This is a genomic window from Bittarella massiliensis (ex Durand et al. 2017) (assembly GCF_001486165.1).
Classification (GTDB): Bacteria; Bacillota; Clostridia; order Oscillospirales; family Ruminococcaceae; genus Bittarella; species Bittarella massiliensis.
The window spans coordinates 654,922-673,995 of sequence record NZ_LN908976.1; the positions used below are offsets into that span (position 1 = coordinate 654,922).

Here is a 19,074-nt window from a genome sequence, read left to right on the forward strand (position 1 = left end):
TACATAAGAAACGGGGGTGAGCAGGATGCAGACCGATTCTACACAGGCCGCGCACGAATTAGGGGATGCTTCTTTTTATCTGCATGATTATCATTTTCGACAGGATAATCATAATGGAATCTGCACCTTGCAGCCGCAAAACAGACAAGGCTATGGAAATATCTATCAGGTTCAACCGACAGATGGATTATTCCTGTCAACCGGAAGCTGGATACCATACGCCTCAATGGAACGCAAATATGAGATCAATCAAAAGCTGGTGAAAATTTATTATTTGGAATCCGGCGGTGTTACCCTGATCCAGAATGGGCGGAAAGCCCAACCTATCACAGAGGGAATCCACCTTTATCTAAATAAGCCGTCACAGGGGCGAGTATTATATCAACCCAATATACCAATCAGCTATGCGTCAGTTTTGCTGTTTGAAGATTACATAGAGAAAAATCTGCAAGACCGTTTTACCCCGGACGATTTTGACTATGCAGAGGTTTATGATTGGAAAGCTTTTGATTATAATACCCCGGAAATTGGAACCCTGTTTTTGCAGATACGGGATAAACTGATTGCTGGCGAAACCTCCCGTCTTTACTACGAAAGCAAAGTAGGTGAACTGCTTTCTATTGTGGCAGGCAACTTTCATAAACAGCGACAGGAGATAGCATCTAAACACCAGTCTCTTTCCAAACAAGAGAAAAAGGCGCTGGAATCTGTACGTCTGGCTATTGAACAGAATATTTTAAACCCACCAGAACTCTCGCAGCTTTGCAAAATAGCAGCAATGGGGCAGACCAAACTTCGAGAATCATTCAAAGCCATGTATGGTGTTCCTATTGGGGCTTATATCCGACAGGCAAAAATGCGGTATGCGCTTTTATTGATGTCAAAACCGAATTTGACAATCGGCAATATTGCAGAGCATTTGGGCTATGCCAATGCAAGTAAATTTGCGGCCACTTTCCGTAAAGTTTATGGAAAATCCCCAGAAGAATATAGGAATCAAAAAAGATGAAGTCAGTCTATTTACACTAACTTCGTCTTTTTGATTATATTGTAATTTATTGTTAGGGAATCAGTCGTTAATCAATTCTGCTAATATGATTTCTTCTGCCTGCGCTTTCAGCGTGTTCATCAGCCCCATCCAGCGCATAGGGTCACAGGCTTTCAGTTCCTCCGTGACACCCGCAACTTCCATCATGTGAGGCAACATGGTTTCCACACGCCCCTGTGCTGTCCGCTCAATCTCTAACAGGTGTGGATACAGCTTCTCGCTCATCAGCAGATGGTTGTAGAGAATGGGGCGATGTTCCTTTAGGTAGGATTTTCGCATTCTGCCGTACTTGCCGATAGAAGTTTCCGGCTGTTCAGAAAGTTTTAGGTTGGGTATATCATAATCTCCACAACGAATGTAAGTCAACTTACTCATATTCATTCTCCTTTGCTTCGTGATGATTAGACTGCTGCGCTGGCTGCTATGCTGCCTTTGCGTGGTTCTTCTTTCGGCAGCTGTCCGACAGTAGAAAAAACGCCTTTTTTCATATCCTCAGCCCGGATCAGGGCTTTCTTAGCGTCCATTTCCGCTTTTTTCTTCGCCTTGATTTTGTCCTCATACTGTTTCTGTGCGCCGCTGGCTTTCCGCTTCAAATAATTCTGATGAAGCCTGTCCTTGCGTTCTTCTTTTTTCTGCAGTTCTTCCTGTTCCTCCGGGGTTAAAGGAACCGGCTGTAAGGATGGTGGGATATAGCGTCCTAAAAAATTGAAGTAGATTTCAATTTCCTGCGTGGTGTCCTGGCTGCCTTTTCGGGCGCGTTCGTGGACAAGGATTTTCTCTACAAACTCGTTGAGCATGGTGTTTGTCAGCGTGTCAAAATTCTCATACTTATCAATCAGGGCTATAAATTTCTCTGCGGATTTCTGGCTCTGCTCATAGCCGGTAACAGCCTTTTCCAGCTCCACAATTTCAATCTCAAGTGCGTCCTGCTCTTTGGCATACTGTGCATCAAGCGCCCTATATCGTGCATCCGACAGCTTGCCGAGGGCATTGTCCTCATAGATTTTGCAAATCAGTTTTTCCAGTTCTCCGGTTCTCTTTTGAGCAGCAGCCAGACGCCTGCGCTTTTTCGATATATCGGCACTCTGTTGAGCAACCTGCGTTTCCTGAACGGTGTGAATAAATTCCGTCCGGTCATTTCTGGAATATTCAGCGATAGCCCGGAGCGTGTCAGAAACCAATGTCAGAACAGCACTCTCATTGATACGGTGTTGTGTAGGGCATAGTGTCCCACACGGAACTTTGGTATAATTGGAACAGGTATATTGAGAAATCCGCCTGCCATTGTTGATGCGGTGGACATACATCTTGCCGCCACAATCGGCACAATAGAGCAAACCTGTGAGGGGAGCCGCTTCGCCCCAGCCGTTTGGATAACGCCGTACATTGCTGCGGATTTTCTGCGCCAAATCAAAGGTCTGCTGGTCGATAATGGCTTCATGGGTATTCTCAAAGATCGTCCATTCATCCTCAGAAACATAGTGGCTTTTCTTGTCCTTAAAGTGCTTGCGGGTCTTGAAATTGATGGTATGCCCTAAATACTCTCGTTTTTTCAAAATGTTCACGATGGTAGATGATCCCCATCCATAGGGGTCTTTGACCGGCTTTGAACGGTTCACACCTTCGTTGAATCGGGCAAGGTGTACGACAGGAATTTCAATCCGGTCTGCGGACAACTTGCAAGCGATCTGATAAGGCCCATATCCCTCCAGCGTGAGGGAAAAGATACGGCGTACCACTTCGGTGGCTTCCTCATCTACCAGCCAATGTTCCCGCTTTTCATCCCACAAGTAGCCGTAAATCACGGTGCCTGTCAGGTGCTTACCGCTCATGCCTTTTGACTTAAACACAGATCGGATTTTCCGGCTGGTGTCGCGGGCGTAAAACTCATTCATGATATTGCGGAAGGGCGTAAAATCATCGTCGCCTTTCAGACTGTCCACGCCATCGTTGATGGCAATTAACCGTACGCCGCGCTGCCGCAAAATCTCCATGACCTGGCCGACTTTCAGATAGTCACGCCCTAACCGGCTCATGTCCTTGATGACGATTGCCTCTACACGCCCTGCCTCCACTTCCTCCATCATCGCCAAAAATCCGGGGCGGTCAAAACGGGTGCCTGAGATACCATCATCGGTAAAGTGCGTAGGGTTGGGCAGCCCATTCCGGCGGGCAAAATCCTCTAACATCTGCTTTTGGTTGGATATGGAATTGCTCTCGCCCTGTAACTCATCGTCCCGGCTCAGGCGCTCGTACAGTGGGGTAATTTTTTCATTTCTCATGGCTGTACCTCCTGATACAAAAATGCTCTAAGTAATTGCTTCACTAACCATGACAAAATCATGATTAAGAAGTCACTTAGAGCATATATCACCGGCGGCCAGCTTGAATTTGCGGTACTGCTTCACGGCGAAGTGGTCCGGGTGTTCCTTCTCCAGCTTGGCAAAGAGCAGATCAACAGGGCTTTGAAATTCCTCGTCGTCCTCTCTGGCCTCCGATGCGTTGATAAGCTCCAGCAGCGTGAGGAAGTTCTTTTCCTCCGGTTCCGCCTCGTACCAGATGTACCCGATCAGGGCGCAGTACAAAAGCCGCTCGGCCTTCACCCAAAAATCTTCCGAGGATTTTTCTCCGTCGCCTTTGGTATTGGCGATGATGACATTGACCAGCTTCAAAATATCCTTTTCGCTGCGGATATAGGCGAAGGGGTTGTATTTCATGCTCTTTTTGAAGTTGATGGTGTTGAGGACCTTGATGCGGTACGGCTCATAGATGACCTTTCCGCGGGCGTCCCGCATGGGCTTTCCGTTCTCGTCCAGCTTGGGGGCGCCCCGGCGCAGCATGGTCCCCACCTCGGACAAAAGCTGTCCTTTGGGATCGGTGACCACATAGGAACTGTGCATCTGCATCAGGGAGGGCTTGACGAAGAACCGGGTCTTGCCGCTGCCGCTTCCGCCGATGACCAGAATGTTTTTGTTCCGGGCGTACTTGGGATTTTTCGGGCGGCTGGACATGGTGAGCTTTTCCGTCTGGGTCAAAGGGATGTTCCAGTCAGGGACCGGATCGACATAGGGGGCAATATCCGCCGCTGTGCCCCACCGGGCGCTGCCATACTCAATGCCCTTGCGATATTTCTTTGTATTCTTGCTCTTGGCATACACCGCCAGCCGAACAATGATCGCCCCGGCGATACCTGCCAGTAGGTCTAATAGGTGCAGGCTGGGCGCCGCAGAAGAAAACGCCTCCGTAAAGCCCTGGCTCAAATGCAGAAACTTTTCAGAGGCGTCAAGGCCGGGCGCAAGGCGCACCGCCTGGCAGAGCTTATCAAAGAGATACACGAACAGCAGATATGGGAGGTTGGGGAGCAGCTTTTTCTTCCAGTCAACCGTCATAATTCCACACCCCGGTCTTTGGTCTTGACCTTCTCCCGCTGGCGGTGCTGGGCTTTGGCCTGCTGCTTTGCCTGCTCCAGCTCCTTGCGGATGGAGGGCTTTTTCTCTTTCTCCAGGTTCTTTGCGGAGAACTCCCGAAAGGCCGCCGTGATAACATCGGCATCCCGCCCCTTGAAAAACACCAGGTAGCGGGGTATCTCGCCGCTGGTGTCCTTTTTCAGAGCAAAGTCAATGCCGTACTTCTTGGCGGTGGCGGAAAAGGCCCGGATGTTCTGGTCGGTGATCTCGATGTTGGAAACGCCGGTGTTGTGCTTCATCAGCTGCCGGAGGGTCTGTTTTCCGTGGTGCAGCTTGGTCTTGTGGCCGGTCACGCCTTTCTGCATCTCGTCCAGCACTTTTTTCATGGCCTGTTGCAGCATCCCAGCGGAGAGCTTTGTAGCCTCCACGCAGAGGGCAACGGTGCGCTGGGTGACTTCTTCCTGCATGAGTGATTACCTCCTTTCTCCGCTGCCATACAGATCGTGGTTCACCAGGGACGCATAGTAGCTGTCGATGGTGGCCGGGGCGTTATACAGGGCAGCCAGCAGATATTTCTTGATGTTGCGGACATAGGTGGTGTTCTCCCGCATACGGTCCAACACATACTCGATGTGAGAACTGTTCAGCTTCAGGAACCGGGATTTGACCACCTCCGCCGGATAGTCGTCCCCGGCAATGCGGATCGTCTCCCTGCGGGAACAGACGGTATCCACCATGAGCTCCACCAGCTCGTCCAGGCGGTCACGGTCCATGCGCTCGTTCTGTACGAGGATGTCATACTCAATGTTCTCCAAAATCAGTTCCCGATAGCCTTCTCGCTCCCGCGTCCAGTCCCGTCCAGCCCTGTTGCCCCCTGCGGGGGTTTGGGGGCTTGATTGGATAGGATTTGATCCTTCCGTACTTGATGAATCAGTATTTGATATTTGGTTACTTGATCCTTTAGTATTTAATTGTGCGGGGTTTTCCTGTTCAGGTTTTCCCAAGACAGGAGAATCCAAGACTGGTTTTACCTGAACTGGATTTTCCCGTTCAGGTTTTCCCGGTTTAGGTTCCGGCGGTCTGGGCTGCTCCAGGATCGTGTACTCGATTCTGCCGAGCCGCCCGTTGGCGTTACGGACTCTTTCACGGATAATGTACCCCGCATCCTCCAGCTCCCGGACCGTAGCACAAATGCTGTCCACTCCATCCCGGCATATCCGGGCAAGTCCTTTGGTGGTGTAGTCCCAATCCTCCGGCAAGGATAGCATGAGGGACAGCAGCCCTTTCGCTTTCAGCGACAGCACCGTGTTCCGCAGATGATGGTTTGCCATCACCGTGTAGTCGCGGGTTTTCTCAATGCGAAATACCGCCATAATCTCACCTCCCTCCGGCGGTCTGGAAAAGTGTTCGTTTTCGGAAAAAATTCAATTCTGTGCCCATTTGCTTTTCCATGTGGGAAAACCTATGGACACTTGATTTGCATTTCCTACATGAAGAAATACCTTCGATTTCTCACCCCTTTCAATACAGTTTTCCGTGTACTTGATGGAAAGTAAAAAACGCCATAGGATTTCCTATGGCGTTTGGGACAGGAAAAGGGTGCTGATATTTCACATCAGCACCCTTTATCCTGCCAGTATTTGATTTTTTGACTTCACATCGTGTTCCTTGCCTCTGAAAACATTGATTTTACTGGACTATCTCATGTTTTCTTATTAGGAGGCGGGGAAAGCCAGTCCTCTTTTTTCTATCAGAGTCTCTACGCCTCGGGGAAGAGGGGCATCAGCTCTTTTTTGAGCACGTCCACCAGTCCCAGGTCGCTGATTTTCACCTTGGGGATCACCGGCAGGGCCAGGGTGGCGATGCGCAGCAGGGGGTTTTTCTGCTGCAGTCCCACCTGGCGCAGGGCCTTTTTCATGGCCACCGACTGGGCCGCCACCTGCTCCCAAGAGAGGTTGGACATCAGCCCGCCCACCGGCAGGGGGAAGGTGCAGAGGACCTCTCCCCCGGCGGCACAGGCGATGCCGCCGCCGCACTCCCGCAACTTTTTGTAGACGGCGTAGCCGTCCTCCGGGGTCTTGTAGACGATGGTCAGGTTGTGGCAGTCGTGGGAGACGGTGGAGCCGTCGGCCCCCCGCTCCAGGCCGAAGCCGCGGACCACCCCTTTGGCCAGGGTGCCGTTGCCGTAGCGGTTGATGACAATGGCGTAGCAGAGGTCGCTGTCGCCGGAGATGTCCACCCGGCCCTCTTTGACCGGCAGCGTCTCCACCACGGCGTCGGCGGTGGAGACCTCCATGTCGCCGTAGGTCATCACGTTGACCGCCACCTGCTCCCCGCAGCCGGCGGGGGCCGCCAGGGCAAAGTCGGCGGCGGTCAGGTTGGGCACGTCCATGGAGTTGACCGTCTCGAAGGGGTGGGCCTGCTGGGGGATCTCCACCAGCAGAGCCCCGTCCTCCGCCACCTTTTTGCCGGCGGTGAAGACCTCCTTGACCTGCAGGTTCTGCAGGTCGTCCAGCAGCAGGAAGTCGGCCACGTAGCCGGGGGCCACCGCCCCCAGGTTGTCCAGGCGGGCGGCCTGGGCGGGCAGCAGGGTGGCGCTGCGGATGGCCAGGACCGGGTCCATCCCCAGGCTGACGGCGTGGCGGACCACGTCGTCGATGTGCCCCACGTAGAGGATGTCGTCGGCCTCTCTGTCGTCGGTGCAGAAGGTCAGCCGGTCCAGGCAGGGGAAGTCCTTGACCCCCTCCCAGACGGCGGTGACGTTGCGGGAGATGGAGGAGTCCCGGGCGTCGACGTAGATGCCGGCGCGCATCTTGTCCACCGACTCCTCGCTGGTGGTGGACTCGTGGCAGGTCCAGGGGCCGCCCACCCGGTAGGCGGAGACCATCCGCCCGGTCTGGCGGGGGAGGTGGCCCTGCAGGTAGAGGCCCTCCTCCTCGGCGGCGGCGATGATGTCCATCATCCGCTCCTCGCCCTCGACCACCCCGACAAAGTCCATCACCTCGGCCAGGCCGTGGACGTTCTCCAGCTTGGCTAGCCGGTGGATGGTGGCGGCGTCAAAGGTGGCCCCGGCGTTTTCCAGCCCGGGGACCGAGGGGACGCAGGAGGGGATGTTGATGAGCTGGCGCATGGGCAGGCCCAGGGCCGCGTCGTGCATGTAGTGGACCGCCTCCTCCCCGGCGACGTTGGCGATCTCGTGGGGGTCGGTGACGGCGGTGGTGGTGCCGTGGGGCAGGACGGCGGCGGCGAAGTTGCGGGGGGTCAGCATCGAGCTCTCCACGTGGACGTGGGCGTCGATGAAGCCGGGCACCAGGGTGCGGCCGCGCCCGTCGTAGACCTCTTTGGCCAGGTGCAGATCCGCCTGGGGATCGCCCGCCTCCACGTGGGCCACAAAGCCCTGGTGGACAAAGACGGTGGCGGGGTAAACCTCGCCGGTGAAGACGTTGACGTACTGGACGTTGGCGATGGCCAGGTCGCAGGGGATGCGGCCCAGGGCCGCCTGCAACAGGGCGCGCTTGTCGTTGGGCTGGTATTTCATCTTTTCAGGTCTCCTTTTCTCTTTTCCCCGGCCCGGCCGCCGCCCGCTGCAAGGGGCGCCCGGGTGCCGGTCTCTCTCCGCAGGGTGTTCGGGTGAGCTCTACGCCGCCTTACAGCGGGGTGTTGTAGAGGAAGTAGAGGACAAGGGGCACGCAGAGGACGTACATCCCGGGATGGACCTCTTTGAAGCGGCCGGTGATGCACTTGATGAAGACGTGGGCGAGGATGCCGGCGGCGATGCCGCTGGCGATGGAGCCGGTGAAGATGACGAAGAGGATCATCACGAAGGGACCAAATGCCTCGGAGAAGTTGGAGAAGTCGATCTTGCCGATGTCGGCCATCATCAAAAAGCCCACGAAGATGAGGGCCGGGCCGGTGGCGGCGTCGGGGATCATCAAAAACAGGGGGGCGGCGAAGACCGAGAGGAGGAAGAGGGCGGCGGTGGTGACGGCGGTGAGGCCGGTGCGGCCGCCTGCCTCGACCCCGGAGGAGGACTCCACATAGGTGGTGATGGTGGTGCAGCCGGTGAGGGCGCCCACGCAGGTGCCGATGGCGTCCACCAGGAAGGGTTTCTGGATGCCCGGCAGGTTGCCGTCCTCGTCCAGCATCCCCGCCTTGCCGGCCACCCCCAGCACGGTGCCCAGGGTGGAGAAGAAGTCGCCGAAGAAGGCGATGAAGATCAGCACGATAAAGGCCGGGGTGAAGAGGCCGGTGAAGTCAAACTGGAAGCAGAGGTTGCCCACCTGGCTGAAGTCGGGCAGCTTGAAGAGCTGGGTGGGGAGGGTGGTGACCCCGAAGGGGATGCCCAGCAGGGTGGTGGCGACGATGCCGATGAGGATGGCGCCCTTGACCTTGAAGGCGGTGAGGGCGGCGATGATCAGCAGCCCCACCACCGCCAGGATGACCGAGGGGGAACGAAAATCGCCCAGCCCGATGCCCCCTTCAAACACCCCGATGCCGGTGTTTTTGAAGCCCAGGTAGGCGATGAAAAAGCCGATGGCCGAGCCGATGGCCAGCTTGATGTTCTTGGGGATCATCCGCACGATCAAATCGCGGATGCCAAAGACCGACAGCCCCAGGAAGATGAGGCCCGAGACCAGGATGACCGCCATGATCTGCCCAAAGGAGATGCTGCCCGACTGGAGCAGCGCCCCCAGCATGAAGTTGCTGCCCATGCCGGTGGAGAGGGCGAAGGGCATGTTGGCGTAAAGTCCCATCAGCAAAGTAATGAGGCCGCTGATCACCGCACAGGTGACCACGACGGCCTCTTTGGATACAGAAATCCCGTTGATGTCGACAATGGCCGGCACCGCGCCAAATCCCACAATGGCGCTGGGCTGCACCACCAGCACGTATGCCATGGTCATAAAGGTGGTGAGTCCGGCGATCACCTCGGTCTTGACCGAGGTCTTGCGCTCGCGCAGGCCGAAAAATTTCGACAGCTGTCCCATAGTTTTCCTCCTCTTTTCGCGTTTCGGGTTGTTGTTTTGGTTTCTGCAGCTTTTTTGTCGGCAGTCACTAAATGGACAACTCACAACACGCACGCGGCCGGCGGAGGCGGAGAGACAGCTCCGCCAGGCCGGTGAGAAGTTAGCCATAGTACTTCATTTACGGTGAAGTGTAGAAACTACCCGCCATATCCGGGTATTATATAGCAACCAGCGACACCCCGAGTATACCCCACCCCCTCCCCCAAAAGCAAGGGGAGGGCGCGCCGAAAGTGCGCGGCAAAAACAGGGCGAAATTTGTTCTTTCATACAAACTTTTGTATCTTCTCTTTTGCACCTCTCCAAAAATTCATGCAGAATGTTGAAAATCCGCTCAGCCCTTTGCCGCCCTTTTGTGGGGTCATCCACTTTGCGCACAGCTCCCCATTTTTGATAAAAAAGGGTCAGCTTTTTGGTAAAAACGGTTTGCTGCGTTTTCCGGCGGAACGCTGCCCGCGAAAGGTGGAGCGCTTTCCGCCGGGGAGGGACAAAAAAACAGGACCCCGGCCAGATGGCCGGGGTCCTGTGCAGAGACCTCTACTTCCAGAGGTCTTTGATGCGCTCGAGAAAGCTCTTTTGCTTTTCGTAGTTTTGCTCGATGGAGAGGGACTGCTCGAACTCCTCCAGTTCCCGCTTCTGCTCGCGGTTGAGGCGCTTGGGCACCTCGATGGTGACCTTGACGTACTGGTCGCCCTTGCCGCGCCCATTGAGGTACTGGATGCCCTTGCCCTTGAGGCGGAAGGTGGTGCCGGGCTGGGTGCCCTCGGGGATCTGGTACTTGACCTTGCCGTGCACCGTGGGGACCACCACCTCGCCGCCCATGACGGCGGTGTAGTAGCTGATGGGCACGTCGCACCAGACATCGAATCCCCGCCGCTCAAACAGGGGGTCGGGGCGGACCGAGACCACCACGATCACGTCGCCGCTGGGGCCGCCGTTGTACCCGGCGTCCCCATAGCCCCGCATGGCAATGGTCTGGTCGTCGTCGATGCCGGCGGGGATCTTCACCTCCACCTTGCGGGTGACGGTCTTGCGGCCGCTCCCGTGGCACTTGGAGCAGGGGGTTTCGATGATCTGGCCGGTGCCGCCGCAGCGGGAGCAGGGCCGGGTGGACTGAATGACCCCAAAGGGGGTGCGCTGGCCCACCGTCACCTGGCCGGTGCCGCCGCAGTCGGGGCAGGTCTTGGGGGTGGTTCCCTTGGCCGCACCGGTGCCGCCGCACTCGTCACAGGCTTCCTGTTTCTGCACCTCGACGGTCTTGGTGCAGCCGTGGGCGGCCTCGAAAAAGTCCAGCACCACGTTGATGTGGCTGTCGCCGCCCCGGCGGGGGGCGTTGGGGTTCTGCCGGCGGCCGCGACCGCCGCCGCCAAAGCCGCCGCCGAAAAAGCTCTCGAAGATGTCGCCCAGGTCGTCAAACCCGCCGAACCCGCCGCTGTAAGCCCCGCCAGCGCCGCCGGCGCCGTAGTTGGGGTCCACCCCGGCATGGCCGAACTGGTCGTACCGCTGCCGCTTGGCAGAGTCGCTGAGCACCTCGTAGGCCTCGTTGACCTCTTTAAAGTGGGCCTCGGCCTCTTTGTCGCCGGGGTTGAGATCGGGGTGATATTTTTTCGCCAGCTTGCGGTAAGCCTTTTTCAGCTCGTCGTCGCTGGCGCTCTTGGAGACGCCCAAGACCTCGTAGTAATCGCGTTTATCTGCCAATGGATACCACCTGTTTCCTTTTTAAAGTAGCGTGGGAAGGGGGCGCTTTTGCCGTACCAGTATAGCACAGACCCGGCGCAGCGTCCACCGATGCCCCTGCCGCCAAACAGGCCGACTGCTCTGCTCGTCGGCCTGTGACCCGCTGCTTTTGGGCGCAGCGACTTATTTCTTGTCGTCGTCCACCTCGGTGAAGTCGGCGTCGACCACCCCGTCGTCGCCGGGGGCGGACTGGGCGCCGGCAGCGCCGGCATCCGCGCCGGGCGCCGGGGGTGGCGCCGGCGGCCTGCTGCTGGGCGGCGGCCTCTTTGTAGACGCGCTCGGAGACCTCGTAGAACTTCTTCTGCAGCTCTTCGGTCTTCTGCTTCATCTCGTCCACATTGCCGCCGGAGATGGCGCTCTTGAGGGCGGTGAGTTTCTCCTCCAGGGCGGATTTCTCCTCGCCCTGCAGCTTGTCGCCCAGGTCGGCCATGCTCTTTTCGGTCTGGTAGACCATCTGGTCGGCGCTGTTTTTCACGTCGATCTCCTCGCGGCGCTTCTTGTCCTGCTCGGCAAAGGCCTCGGCGTCCTTCACGGCCTTGTCGATGTCGTCCTTGGACATGTTGGTGGAGGAGGTGATGGTGATGTTCTGCTCTTTGCCGGTACCCAGGTCCTTGGCGTAGACGTGGACGATGCCGTTGGCGTCGATGTCAAAGGTGACCTCGATCTGGGGCACCCCTCTGGGGGCGGGGGCGATGCCGTCCAGGTGGAAGCGGCCCAGGGTCTTGTTGTCGGCCGCCATCTCCCGCTCGCCCTGCAGCACGTGGACCTCGACCGAGGTCTGGTTGTCGGCCGCAGTGGAGAAGATCTGGGATTTCTTGGTGGGGATGGTGGTGTTTCTCTCGATGATCTTGGTGGAGACGCCGCCCATAGTCTCAATGCCCAGGGAGAGGGGGGTGACGTCCAGCAGGAGGATGCCCTCCACGTCACCGCCGAGCACGCCGCCCTGGATGGCGGCGCCGATGGCCACGCACTCGTCGGGGTTGATGCCCTTGAAGGGGTCTTTGCCGATGAAGTTCTTGACCGCTTCCTGCACGGCGGGGATCCGGGAGGAGCCGCCCACCATCAGCACCTTGTGCAGTTCGCTGGCGGAGAGGCCGGAGTCCTTGAGAGCCTGGCGGACCGGGGCCATGGTGGCCTCCACCAAGTCGGCGGTCAGCTCGTTGAACTTGGCGCGGGTAAGGGTCATATCCAGGTGTTTGGGGCCGGTGGCGTCGGCGGTGATGAAGGGCAGGTTGATGCTGGCCTGGGCCATGCCCGACAGCTCGATCTTGGCCTTCTCAGCGGCCTCTTTGAGGCGCTGCATGGCCATTTTGTCCGAGGAGAGGTCGATGCCGCTGTCCTTCTTGAACTCGCTGACCAGGTAGCCGATGATCCGGTCGTCGAAGTCGTCGCCGCCCAGCTTGTTGTTGCCGGCGGTGGCCAGCACCTCCTGCACCCCGTCGCCCATCTCGATGATGGAGACGTCGAAGGTGCCGCCGCCCAGGTCGTAGACCATGACCTTCTGGTCGTCCTCCTTGTCCACCCCGTAGGAGAGGGCGGCCGCGGTGGGCTCGTTGATGATCCGCTTCACGTCCAGTCCGGCGATGCGGCCGGCGTCTTTGGTGGCCTGGCGCTGGGCGTCGGTGAAGTAGGCGGGCACGGTGATGACCGCCTCGGTGACGGTGGTGCCCAGGTAGGCCTCCGCGTCGGCTTTCAGCTTCTGCAGGATCATGGCCGAGATCTCCTGGGGGGTGTAGTTCTTGCCGTCGATGGCCACGTGGTAGTCGCTGCCCATGTGGCGCTTGACGCTCATCACGGTGCGCTCGGGGTTGGTGATGGCCTGGCGCTTGGCCACCTGGCCCACCATCCGCTCGCCGTCTTTGGTGAAGGCCACCACCGAGGGGGTGGTGCGGGCGCCTTCGGCGTTGGCGATGACGACCGGCTCGCCGCCCTCCATGACCGCCACGCAAGAGTTGGTTGTACCCAAGTCAATGCCGATGATTTTTCCCATTGTCGTTTCCTCCTATTTCGATCCGTCGATTTGTTCTGTATGGTTGTGAGGGGCGGCTGCCCGCCCCGGGATATTTTGTCTAGTTGGCCACCTTGACCATGGCGTAGCGGATGACCCGCTCCCCCAGCAGATAGCCCTTTTGGAAGACCTCCACCACCTGGCTCTCGCCCAAGGTCTCGTCCTCCACGTGCATCACCGCGTTGTGCAGCTGGGCGTCAAAGGATTCGCCCACCGGGTTGATTTCCGAGACACCCATCTTTTCCAGCACCTCGCGGAACTGTTTGAGGGTCATCTCCACCCCGGTCTTGAGGTCGCTGTCCTCCTGGCAGGCGTCCACCGCCCGCTCGAGATTGTCCAGCACCACCACCATCTGGGAGAGGGCGGAGGCCACCCCGTCGGTGAACATCCCCTCCTTCTCCTTGGTGGAGCGCTTGCGGAAGTTGTCGTACTCGGCGCTCAGGCGCAGCAGCCGGTCGTTCAGGTCGCTGTTTTCCTGGCGGCAGCCGGCCAGCTGTTCTTCCAGGGCCTCTACCTCTTTGTTCTTCTTGGGCTTTTTGGACTTTTTCTCGGCCGCCTTCTCCTCTTTTTCAGGGGCGGCGGGGGCTTTCTCCTCCGCCGGGGCGGTCTGTTCAGCTTCGGTCTGGGCCGTCTTCTTTTCCGGTTCCACCTGCAAGCTCCTCTCTATTGTTATTGGGTCGGGAGGGAGGGATCCCTCATCCGTCCCCGTCGGTTCCATTCAAGATCCTGCCCAGCAGGTCGGTAAAATAGGCCAAGTGGGGGATGATCCTGGTGTAGTCCAGATGCCGGGGGCCGATGATCCCCAACACGCCGGTGTGCTCGTCCCCGAAGAGGTAGCCGGTACTCACCAGGGTGGTGCCCGCCAGCTCTTGGTCCAGGTCGTCGCCCAGCAGCACCGCCACGTTCCCCCCCTCTTTGGGGGCGGCCCGCAGCAGGGTGTCGGTCTCCTTGAGCAGCTCGAGAAAGGCGTTGTAGCCGTGCTCCGGCGCGGCGTAGCGCAGGAGGTTCGACTGCCCTTCCAGGTGCACCTTGGCCCGGCAGAGCTCGGCGCACATCCGGCAGATGAGCTGCACCGCGGGGGCCAGACAGAGGTAGTCGCCCCCCAGTTCCCGCTGCAGGAAGTCGTCCCGCAGCAACGCCACCTCGTGCAGCGGCCGGTGGAGGAGGTTTTTGCGGCAGAAGCCCGAGAGCTTCTCCAGCTGCCGCTCCCCCGCCGGCAGCCCCAGCTGACAGACCTGGTTGAGCACCAACCCGGTGTTGGTGAGGGCCACCAGCGCCAGCGTTTGGGGGGTGAGGGCCACCACCTCCAACTTCTCCATCGACAGGTCGGAGAGCTGGGGGGAGGTGGCGAGGACGGCGTAGTTTGTCATGTAGGCCAGAAGGGAACTGGCCCGGGTCAGGAGGATGTCCGGGTCCCTGACCCCCTGGCGGAGGAAGCGGGCGATCTCCCGCTGTTTCTCCACCGGCAGCTCCCGCCGCGGCATCAGGTGATTGATGTAGTAGCGGTAGCCCTGGGCGGTGGGGATGCGCCCGGCAGAGGTGTGGGGCTGTTTGACACAGCCGAGGGCCTCTAGCCGGGCCATCTCGCTGCGGATGGTGGCGCTGGAAAAGGCGTCGCCCGCCAGCTTGGCGATGGCCCCGCTGGAGACCGGCTCCCCGGTCTCGGAGTAGAGGTCGCAGATGGCCTGAAGCACAAATCCCTGTCTCGGCGTCAACATCTTCCCACCCCCTTTCCGGCGGCTGCGGCACCCGTTTAGGGGGGACAAATGCCGAAGCAGCGCCGTTTTTGCGTTTAGCAGTCGAACCTCTCGACTGCCAACACATACAGTCTACCCCCAAAGTCAATAAAAGTCAAGAACTGAAATAAATATTTACATATTGGCAACAGTTTCCCCGGCGTACCCTCTAAAGGGGGTATTTCTGCACAAAAAAAGAGGGGCCACTGGGGCCCCCCTTTCAAGGGGTGCGCTCCGCCTGCGCGGCGGGGGATGTTAGAGAGGCGGGGAGGCGCCTCCCCTGCCCGGGCCGCCCTCACCGGGGCGGCCTTCGGGGGAGATGGGGTGCTGGGCGCGGCGGATGTCGTGCAGGATCTGCACCCCTTCGGCCACCGCATAGAGGAGGAAGACCCCCACCAGGGCGCCGCAGAAACTGTCCAAAAAGACGGCGAAGCGGGCGGTGAAGGGCACCGGCGGACCGCCCGATGAGAGGCTGGCCCCGTCGGCAATGGCCAGGAGAAAGCTCCAGACCGCGTCGAGATAGGCGAAGTTGCGCACGATCTTGGCCGCCAAATTCTCGTCCCTTCTCTCCTCTTTCACGAATATCACCGCCTTTTCTACCCATTCTAGTAAATATATGTACTAAAGTCAATAGTAAATATTTTTACTATGCTAAAATGCTGCCAGTTCAACACCAAACGAGAGGGGACGACTCACCATGGTGCCCTACCAGCAGCGGCTGCGGGATCTGCGGGAGGATCACGACAAGACCCAGGCGGAGATCGCCGCCGTACTGGGCACCTCGCAGACCATGTACGCCCGCTATGAGCGGGGGGCCAACGAGATGCCGGTGCGCCACGTCATCGCCCTCTGCCGCTACTACGGCGTCAGCGCCGACTATCTCCTGGGGCTCACGGGGGAGGAGCGGTGATCCCGCCTCCCCCCTCGCCCGCCGCTGTGGTATAATGGCCACAAGGCGGCTGTGCTGCCGGGGATGGCCGGGCAGAAATGCAAATGCCGCCTGCTCTACGCCCCCTGCCCCCTGGCCGAGTGCCACCGCGCCCTCGGCGCCGGCGGTATGGCAGCCGCAGGGCGGCCATGATGCCGGGGCGGCCCGGCCGGTGTGCGGACGCCCTCTGCCCCACGGCTAAATGCCACAGCGCCTGTGGCCTTGTCCGCCGCAGGGCGGTCGCGATGCCGGGGCGGCCCGGCAGATGTGCGGACGCCCTCTGCCCCACGGCCAAATGCCGCCGCGCCTGTGATCTTGTCGGCCGCAGGGCGGTCACGATGTCGCAGCGGTCCGGCAGATGTGCGGACGCCCTCTGCCCCACGGCCAAATGCCGCAGCGCCTGTGGCCTTGTCGGCCGCAGGGCGGTCGCGATACCACAGCGGCCCGGTCGGCGCAGACGGCCCCTGTTCCCTTCCCCTGCCCTCGGTCTTCTGCCTGCGGCGAGGCGGCATCTGCCCCGCTGCCGCGGCGCGCCGGAAGGGGAGCGCCGCGCACCGACCTCTTTTTATTAAAAATACAAATACAAACGGCGTCCCGGCCTGTCGCCGGGGCGGATGGGAGGCAATTTGTCAATGAACGCACTGCTGATCTGGTACCCCAAATGTTCCACCTGCCAAAAGGCCAAGGCCTGGCTCGACGAGCACGGCGTGGCCTGCGAGACCCGCCACATCGTGGAGGAGACCCCCACCGCGGCCGAACTGGCCGAGTGGCACGCCCGCAGCGGCCTGCCCCTGAAGCGGTTTTTCAACACCAGCGGTTTGGTCTACAAAAACGAGCACATCAAGGACCGGCTGCCCGGGATGAGCGAGGAGGAGCAGTACGCCCTGCTGGCCCAAAACGGCATGCTCATCAAGCGCCCGCTGCTGCTTTTGGGGGACCGGGTGCTGGTGGGCTTTCGCCCCGCCGAGTGGGAGGCCGCCCTTTAGAAAGGAGCACCTGTGATGCCTGATTTCTCCGCCCCAGCGGCCCTCTGGCCGACGATTTTTACCGTTTTGCTGGCCCTGGCCGACTGTTTTCTGGGCTTCAAGCTGAGCAAGTTCTGGATTTCCCTGGCGGGCTTTGTCCTGGGCGCGGCCCTGGGGGGCTGGCTCGCCGCCCTCCTCTCCATTGAGGGGTGGCTCCTGCTCCTCCCCATCCTGCTGCTGGGGGTGGTCGGGGCCCTGCTGGCCTACCGCGTCTACCGGGGCGGGGTCTTTCTGCTCTGTTTTCTGACCGCCTTTGTCGGCATCTACTCCCTGATTTCCATCCCCTGGGCCGGGGCCCTGGCCGGCTGTGCCGCCGGGCTGTTGGCGGGGGGCCTCTCCCTCAAACTGCTGCGGCCCGCCCTCATCCTCTCCACCGGCATCGGCGGCGGGCTCTGCGCAGGGGCGGGCCTCCTCCCCCTGTTGGGGCTGAAAAACCCCCTCTGGGGGCTGTTGGCAGGGATTGCCCTGGCGATTTCCGGGGTCGCCGTCCAATTTCACACCACCAGCGAGGAGGAGGGCTGACCCCTCCCCCTCCATCGCGCTGCAAGAGCGGCCCGGCCAGTTGGCCGGGCCGCTCTTTTCAGCCGTACAAAATTTCGGCGATGAGGGGGGTGGAGACCAGAAACCCCTTGGGGGTTAGCCGGATGACCGGGCCCTCGATGTACAGCAGCCCCGGCTTTTCAAAGGGTCGGGCCCGCTCCAACAGCCCGTCCGGCAATCCTGCGCGGCCGGTGTCCAGCCCGGCGGCGGTGCGCAGCCGCAGCATGGCGTACTCCTCCCAGTCGGGCGTCCCCTCCCGCTGGAGCTGCTCCAGCCCCCCGCCCACAAAGGCCGCCCGGTCGGCCGGGTAGAAAAAGCGGGTGCCCCCCAACAGGGAGTGGGCCGCCGGGCCGATGCCAAGGTATTCCTCCAGGCTCCAGTACTTCTCGTTGTGGCGACAGGCAAAGCCGGGCAGGGCAAAATTCGACACCTCGTACTGGCCATAGCCCAGGGCGGAGAGGCGGGCCACACAGCTCTCGTACAGGTCGGCGGCGGTGTCGTCGTCGGGCAGCCGCAGCGCCTCCCCCATCTCCCCAAAGGGGGTGCCGGCCTCCACCTTCAAGATGTAGGCCGAGAGGTGCTGGGGTGCCGCCCGGCGGACAAAGTCCTCCATCCTTTCCAGGCTCTCCTCGCTCTGGCCGGGCAGGCCCAGCATAAAATCCAGCGAGAGGTTGGCAAACCCCGCCTCCCGGGCGGCCTCTACACAGGCCATGGCCTCGGCGGCGGTGTGCAGCCGCCCCAGGGCCCGCAGCTCCCCTTCCACCGCCGACTGCACCCCCAGGGAGAGGCGGTTGAACCCCGCTTGGCGCAGGGCGCGCAGCTCCTCCCGCCCCACCGTGCCGGGGTTTGCCTCCAGGGAGATCTCCGCCCCGGTGTCCAGCTGGAAACAGCGCCCCAGCTCTGCCAACACCCGGGGCAACTGCCGCCAGAGCAGGCTGGGGGTGCCGCCGCCGAAATAGACGGTGTCCACCGCCCGCCGGCCCAGCCTCTCCCCCCAGAGGGCGATGTGGCGGCAGAGGGCATCGGCGTACCCCTCCCACGCGGCCTCCCCGGCAGGGGCCGAGTAGAAGGCGCAGTAGTTGCACTTTCGCCTGCAAAAGGGGATGTGCAGATACATCCCCAACGGCCGGTCCTCCATCCTCGCTCCCCCTCTCGCCTCTCTCATCTCTTCTCCGCCCCGCAGTCGCTGCAGACCCCGTCGTGCAGGGAGACGACCCCGCCGCACCCGGGGCACCGCCAGCGGCGCGCCTCCTCTTGCAGCAGGGCGGCCGTCCCCTCCGCCGCCGCCCTCCGTCCGTTTTCGATCAAAGAGACCCCGTAGCGGACGCGATAGCTCCGATCCAGCCGCTTCACCTGCCGGCAGGGAAATAGGGGACAGGCCGCGCAGAGGCGCAGCCCCCGCCCTTCGGCACAGGCCCGAATGGTGCAGCGGCGGCAGTGAACAGGCATCCCCTCCCCGCCCTCCCGGCAGCCCCCGCAGGGCTGGGGGGAGAGGCAGTGCTTGTAGCAGACCAGGCAGTTCATCCCGCAGGAGGCCAGCATCCCCTCGGGGATGGCGGTGGGCATCTTCATCTCGTTTCTCCCCTTGCGGCCGGGGCCCCACACGATCCGCTCGTGCAGG

Annotated in this window: 17 protein-coding genes, 1 pseudogene and 1 riboswitch; of the genes and pseudogenes, 4 read left to right on the forward strand and 14 right to left on the reverse strand. The window is 60.2% G+C overall.

Features of this window, described 5'->3' with window-relative positions; genetic code table 11:
• Positions 1 to 25: 25 nt before the first annotated feature.
• Positions 26 to 1,009 (forward strand): helix-turn-helix transcriptional regulator, encoded by a 984-nt coding sequence (locus tag BN3266_RS13225; protein WP_050004277.1) that lies wholly within the window; start codon positions 26 to 28, stop codon positions 1,007 to 1,009.
• A 60-nt stretch (positions 1,010 to 1,069) separates the two neighbouring features.
• Here BN3266_RS13225 and BN3266_RS06620 read toward each other — a convergent pair whose 3' ends face one another.
• The 12 genes and pseudogenes from BN3266_RS06620 to BN3266_RS06675 form a co-directional block, all read right to left on the reverse strand.
• Positions 1,070 to 1,423, reverse strand: coding sequence for a TnpV protein (locus tag BN3266_RS06620; RefSeq protein ID WP_024724768.1), 354 nt, complete (start codon positions 1,421 to 1,423; stop codon positions 1,070 to 1,072).
• A gap of 26 nt (positions 1,424 to 1,449) precedes the next feature.
• Complete coding sequence (locus BN3266_RS14255) at positions 1,450 to 3,330, reverse strand: recombinase family protein (RefSeq protein WP_059004510.1); 1,881 nt, start codon at positions 3,328 to 3,330, stop codon at positions 1,450 to 1,452.
• A 90-nt stretch (positions 3,331 to 3,420) separates the two neighbouring features.
• Positions 3,421 to 4,437: pseudogene (locus tag BN3266_RS14260) on the reverse strand (type IV secretory system conjugative DNA transfer family protein); the annotation flags it as partial.
• Complete coding sequence (locus BN3266_RS06635) at positions 4,434 to 4,922, reverse strand: PcfB family protein (protein ID WP_059004511.1); 489 nt, start codon at positions 4,920 to 4,922, stop codon at positions 4,434 to 4,436. The gene BN3266_RS06635 and the pseudogene BN3266_RS14260, both read right to left, overlap by 4 nt.
• 6 nt (positions 4,923 to 4,928) lie before the next feature.
• Entirely contained in the window at positions 4,929 to 5,828 is a 900-nt protein-coding gene (locus BN3266_RS06640) for a DUF6017 domain-containing protein (RefSeq protein ID WP_059004512.1), read from the reverse strand.
• 386 nt (positions 5,829 to 6,214) lie between these two features.
• Entirely contained in the window at positions 6,215 to 7,993 is a 1,779-nt protein-coding gene (locus tag BN3266_RS06645) for an adenine deaminase (protein WP_059004513.1), read from the reverse strand.
• Positions 7,994 to 8,102: 109 nt separating this feature from the next.
• Complete coding sequence (locus BN3266_RS06650; RefSeq protein WP_059004514.1) at positions 8,103 to 9,443, reverse strand: NCS2 family permease; 1,341 nt, start codon at positions 9,441 to 9,443, stop codon at positions 8,103 to 8,105.
• Positions 9,444 to 9,569: 126 nt separating this feature from the next.
• Positions 9,570 to 9,667: riboswitch (purine riboswitch) on the reverse strand.
• 349 nt (positions 9,668 to 10,016) lie between these two features.
• Positions 10,017 to 11,177 (reverse strand): molecular chaperone DnaJ, encoded by a 1,161-nt coding sequence (dnaJ, locus tag BN3266_RS06655; protein ID WP_059004515.1) that lies wholly within the window; start codon positions 11,175 to 11,177, stop codon positions 10,017 to 10,019.
• The gene (gene dnaK, locus BN3266_RS06660; RefSeq protein WP_438819062.1) at positions 11,167 to 13,206 is read right to left on the reverse strand and encodes a molecular chaperone DnaK; all 2,040 of its coding nucleotides are present in this window, start codon (positions 13,204 to 13,206) and stop codon (positions 11,167 to 11,169) included. The genes dnaJ and dnaK overlap by 11 nt, the downstream gene beginning before the upstream one ends.
• Before the next feature lie 79 nt (positions 13,207 to 13,285).
• Positions 13,286 to 13,942, reverse strand: a complete 657-nt coding sequence (gene grpE / locus BN3266_RS06665; protein WP_082671697.1) for a nucleotide exchange factor GrpE — start codon at positions 13,940 to 13,942, stop codon at positions 13,286 to 13,288.
• Positions 13,920 to 14,942, reverse strand: coding sequence for a heat-inducible transcriptional repressor HrcA (hrcA, locus tag BN3266_RS06670; RefSeq protein WP_082671698.1), 1,023 nt, complete (start codon positions 14,940 to 14,942; stop codon positions 13,920 to 13,922). Before hrcA ends, grpE begins: the two co-directional genes overlap by 23 nt.
• A gap of 273 nt (positions 14,943 to 15,215) precedes the next feature.
• Positions 15,216 to 15,539 (reverse strand): hypothetical protein, encoded by a 324-nt coding sequence (locus BN3266_RS06675; protein ID WP_059004518.1) that lies wholly within the window; start codon positions 15,537 to 15,539, stop codon positions 15,216 to 15,218.
• 118 nt (positions 15,540 to 15,657) lie between these two features.
• Here BN3266_RS06675 and BN3266_RS06680 point away from each other — a divergent pair, with 118 nt between their 5' ends.
• The 3 genes from BN3266_RS06680 to BN3266_RS06690 all read left to right on the forward strand — a co-directional run bounded on the left by BN3266_RS06680 (position 15,658) and on the right by BN3266_RS06690 (position 17,435).
• Positions 15,658 to 15,870, forward strand: a complete 213-nt coding sequence (locus BN3266_RS06680) for a helix-turn-helix domain-containing protein (RefSeq protein ID WP_021659516.1) — start codon at positions 15,658 to 15,660, stop codon at positions 15,868 to 15,870.
• Between the two features lie 650 nt (positions 15,871 to 16,520).
• The gene (locus BN3266_RS06685; RefSeq protein ID WP_059004519.1) at positions 16,521 to 16,874 is read left to right on the forward strand and encodes an arsenate reductase family protein; all 354 of its coding nucleotides are present in this window, start codon (positions 16,521 to 16,523) and stop codon (positions 16,872 to 16,874) included.
• 15 nt (positions 16,875 to 16,889) lie between these two features.
• Positions 16,890 to 17,435, forward strand: coding sequence for a hypothetical protein (locus BN3266_RS06690; RefSeq protein ID WP_059004520.1), 546 nt, complete (start codon positions 16,890 to 16,892; stop codon positions 17,433 to 17,435).
• A 58-nt stretch (positions 17,436 to 17,493) separates the two neighbouring features.
• Here BN3266_RS06690 and hemW read toward each other — a convergent pair whose 3' ends face one another.
• The gene (gene hemW, locus BN3266_RS06695) at positions 17,494 to 18,591 is read right to left on the reverse strand and encodes a radical SAM family heme chaperone HemW (RefSeq protein WP_059004521.1); all 1,098 of its coding nucleotides are present in this window, start codon (positions 18,589 to 18,591) and stop codon (positions 17,494 to 17,496) included.
• Between the two features lie 23 nt (positions 18,592 to 18,614).
• A complete protein-coding gene (locus BN3266_RS06700) occupies positions 18,615 to 19,025 on the reverse strand; it encodes a DUF3795 domain-containing protein (protein WP_059004522.1) in 411 nt (136 codons plus the stop codon).
• Positions 19,026 to 19,074 lie beyond the last annotated feature (49 nt).